This window comes from Micromonospora sp. U56, assembly GCF_018070095.1.
GTDB lineage: Bacteria > Actinomycetota > Actinomycetes > Mycobacteriales > Micromonosporaceae > Micromonospora > Micromonospora purpureochromogenes.
Genome location: NZ_JAGPYL010000224.1, coordinates 1 through 3,591, shown reverse-complemented (window position 1 = coordinate 3,591; position 3,591 = coordinate 1). Strand labels below are relative to the sequence as shown.

The following is a 3,591-nucleotide window of genomic DNA, read 5'->3' as shown; positions in this document are numbered from 1 at the left end:
CGCCGGGTACGGCGAGCCGCGCCCGCTGGGGCTCACCCAGCACCGCGGGGCCGGCCGGGCCAGCCCCGGCGACTTCCCCACCCCGGCGGAGCAGCTGGCCCGCATCCGGGGGCCCCAGCCCTTCAACCACCGGTCCCCGGCCGCCCGGCGGGACCTCGCCGCCGAGGTCAGCGGCACCGGCCTGGACCGGCACGGCGGTCGCCGCGGCGGCCGGTCCCGGCAGGCCGCCGGCGAGGACCACCGGCTCAGCCAGCTCCGCACCGAGCTGCGTAACCACCCCTGCCACGGCTGCCCGGACCGGGAGGAGCACGCCCGCTGGGCGGAGCGCAGCCGCCGGCTGGAGAAGGACACCGAGGAGCTGCGCCAGCGGGTGGCCGGCCGGACCGGCTCGCTGGCCCGGACGTTCGACCGGATCGTCGCGCTGCTCACCGCCCGGGGCTACCTCTCCGCCGACGGCGGGGTCACCGACGCCGGCCGGATGCTCGGCCGGATCTGGACCGAGGCCGATCTGCTGGTCGCCGAGTGCCTGCGCCGGGGAGTCTGGGACGGGCTCTCCCCGGCCGAGCTGGCCGCCGCCGTCTCGGTGGTGTTCTTCGAGGCCCGCCGCGACGTCGACGAGCGGGCCGGACTGCCCCGCGGTCCGGTCGCCGACGCGGTCGACGAGACGCTCAAGCTGTGGGGGGAGATCGAGGCCGACGAGGCCGGCCGAGGTCTCACCGTCACCCGCGAGCCGGACCTCGGCTTCGCCTGGCCGATCTACCGCTGGGCCCGGGGCGAGGCCCTGGCCAAGGTGCTGGCCAGCGGGCACGAGATCGACGGGGAGATGCCCGCCGGCGACTTCGTGCGCTGGTCCCGGCAGGTCGTCGACCTGCTCGGCCAGCTCGCCGACTCCGGTGGCGCCTCGGCCGACCTGCGGTCCACCGCGCGGCAGGCGATCGCCGCCGTCAACCGCGGCGTGCTGGCCTACCACTTCTCCACCTGAGAACCCGCGGCGGTCGTCGCCCCTCCCGGCCGGTGGTCAGGGCCGGTCGGCGAGGGCGTCGACCAGTCGCCGGCAGGAGCCGGCCAGGTTCCACCGCTGCGCCAGCTCCAGCAGCCGCTCCGGCTGCGCGGGCGCCGTCGGCAACGCGGTGGGCAGCGCCGGCAGCGGTACGTCCCGGGCCACCTCCACCACCTTCGGCGCGACGGCCAGGTAGCCCCGGGCCGCGTCCAGCTTGGTGCGCAGCCCCGGCGCGAAGCCGGAACCGGGCTCGTCCAGCGCGGCGAGGATGCCCGCGAGGCCGCCGTACCGGTCGATCAGCCGGGCGGCCGTCTTCTCACCCACCCCGGGCACGCCGGGCAGCCCGTCGCTCGGGTCGCCGCGCAGCGCGGCGAAGTCGGCGTACCGGTCGGCGGGCACCCCGTAGCGGGCACGGACCGCCGCGTCGTCGCAGTCCTCCAGCTTGGCCACGCCCCGCCCGATGTAGAGCAGCCGCACCCCGCGCCCGTCGTCGACGAGCTGGAACAGGTCGCGGTCGCCGGAGACCACCTCCACCGGCGCGTCCTGGGTCACCGACAGCGTGCCCAGCACGTCGTCGGCCTCGTAGCCGGTCGCGCCGACCGCGGTGATGCCGATCGCCTCCATCACGTCCAGGATCATCGGCACCTGCGGGGAGAGGGTGTCCGGCACCACCTCGCCGCCCTGCGGCGCCACCCGGTGCGCCTTGTACGACGGCAGCAGCTCCACCCGCCAGGCCGGCCGCCAGTCGTGGTCCAGCGCGCAGACCATCCGGTCGGGGCGGCGGGTGCGCACCAGTTGGGCGAGCATGTCGAGGAAGCCGCGGACGGCGTTGACCGGCTGGCCGTCCTCGGTCTTCGCGGCCGACTCGGGGATGCCGAAGTAGGCCCGGAAGTAGAGACTCGGCGCGTCGATCAGCAGGATCGGGGGTCGCTGTGCCACGCCCGACAGCCTGTCACAGCCCTACGACGGGGTGGGAACGTGGCGTGCCGGCCCGGCCGGCTCCGGTCGGGGCGGGTGTCTACCGCTCGTCGTCGTGACGGTAGAGCGTCGCGCGACGGGCCACGTACTGCAGGGCGTAGCTGGCCAGCAGCAGCACGATCGCCAGCACCACCTCGACGCCGGCGAGGACGCCGTCGGCGACGGTCAGACCGAGCCCGAGCAGCGCCAGCCCGAGCACGGCGAGGATGCCGGCCGCGAGCATCCGGCGACGCCGTACCGCTGCGCGCTCCTGCGTCACCGTCCCCACCTTCCCATCCGTCACCCCCGGTCCAGGTTATCGGCGGCGACCGGCAGGCGGGCCGGTAATCCGGTGGCGGCCCGGGCCCGCACCGGCAGACTGCCGGCATGGCGTTCGTACCCGGCCTGACGCTCTGCCGCAGGTTCCACGACGAGATCCTCGCGCCGCTGCTGGCGCGGCGCTGTCCCGGGTTGGCCTACGCGGCCGGCCTGCTCGACGGCGGCTCGGAACTGCTCGGGCTGGACACGCCCCGCTCCACCGACCACGACTGGGGTCCGCGGGCCCAACTCTTCGTCGCCGACGCCGCAGACGTCGCGCCGGTCCGCGCCGCGCTGGACGTCGGCCTGCCGGCGCAGTTCCTGAGCTGGCCGACCCGGTTCGCCGGCGGCCCCGGCACGCGGCTCGGGGTGGTGGACGCGGCCGGTGACCGACACGGGGTCGGCGTGGACGAACTCGACGGCTGGCTACGGGGCCGGCTCGGTTTCGACCCGGCCGCCGGGGTCACCACGGAGGACTGGCTGTCGCTGCCGACCCAGCGACTGGCCGAGCTGACCGGTGGGGCGGTCTTCCATGACGGGCTCGGCGGGGCGCTGCGCGCTGCCCGGGCCCGGCTGGCCTGGTACCCGGACGACGTGTGGCGCCACGTGCTGAGCGCCGCCTGGACCCGGATCGGCCAGTGCGAGCACCTGGCCGGGCGGTGCGCCGAGGTCGGCGACGAGCTGGGCAGCCGGGTGGTCACCGCCGGGTTGGCCCGCGACCTGATGCGCCTCGGGCTGCTGCTGCACCGCCGCTGGCCCCCGTACGACAAGTGGCTCGGCACCGTCTTCGCCCGGCTGCCGCAGGCGCCGCCGGTGGTGGCCGCGTTGACCGACGCCGTGGGGCCGGGCGGCTGGACGGCGCGGGAGGCCGGGCTCGGCCGGGCCCTGGAGACCCTGGCGGACTGGACGAACGGCAGGGGCCTCGCCGCGCCGGTCGACCCTCGGGTGCGGCCCTTCCACGGCCGGCCGTTCCTGGTGCTGGACGCCGGCCGGTTCGCCACCGCGTTGCGCGCCGCGATCGGTGACCCGGCGCTGCGCGAGCGTCCGCCGGTCGGCGCCGTCGACCAGTACGTCGACAACGTGGACGTGCTCACCCACCCGGAGCGGGTCCGCCGGCTCGCGGCGGCCCTGCCGCCGCGCTGACCCCCGTCACCGGGCGCCGAGGACCTCCCGGCGATCGACGCCGTCCACCCGCAGGTCGGTGAAGTCCCGCAGCCGACGCACGGGCGACAGGAGCAGGGCCAGCGGCGCGCACACCGCGGCGGCGGCGAAGACGAACAGGGTGCCCCGCGCGCCGACGACACCGGCGAGGGTGC

3 protein-coding genes and 1 pseudogene are annotated in these 3,591 nt (G+C 76.7%); 2 read left to right on the top strand and 2 right to left on the bottom strand.

Translation table 11 applies throughout. The annotated features are described in order from the left end of the window. Positions 1-982, top strand: a pseudogene (locus KBX37_RS33535) (RNA helicase); the annotation flags it as partial. Positions 983-1,018: 36 nt separating this feature from the next. On the opposite strand, the gene KBX37_RS33530 reads toward KBX37_RS33535, so the two are convergent. After that, positions 1,019-1,939: a 5'-3' exonuclease gene (locus KBX37_RS33530; RefSeq protein ID WP_210779835.1), complete on the bottom strand. Its 921-nt coding sequence runs from the start codon at positions 1,937-1,939 to the stop codon at positions 1,019-1,021. A gap of 79 nt (positions 1,940-2,018) precedes the next feature. Continuing rightward, entirely contained in the window at positions 2,019-2,237 is a 219-nt protein-coding gene (locus KBX37_RS33525; protein WP_307849317.1) for a hypothetical protein, read from the bottom strand. A 107-nt stretch (positions 2,238-2,344) separates the two neighbouring features. Here KBX37_RS33525 and KBX37_RS33520 point away from each other — a divergent pair, with 107 nt between their 5' ends. Then, a complete protein-coding gene (locus KBX37_RS33520; RefSeq protein WP_210779834.1) occupies positions 2,345-3,418 on the top strand; it encodes a DUF4037 domain-containing protein in 1,074 nt (357 codons plus the stop codon). Positions 3,419-3,591: the final 173 nt, after the last annotated feature.

What these genes read in the sequence shown, in the direction of transcription:
- KBX37_RS33520 (WP_210779834.1), top strand. Translation starts at nt 2,345, where the DNA reads ATGGCGTTCGTACCCGGCCTGACGCTCTGCCGCAGGTTCCACGACGAG.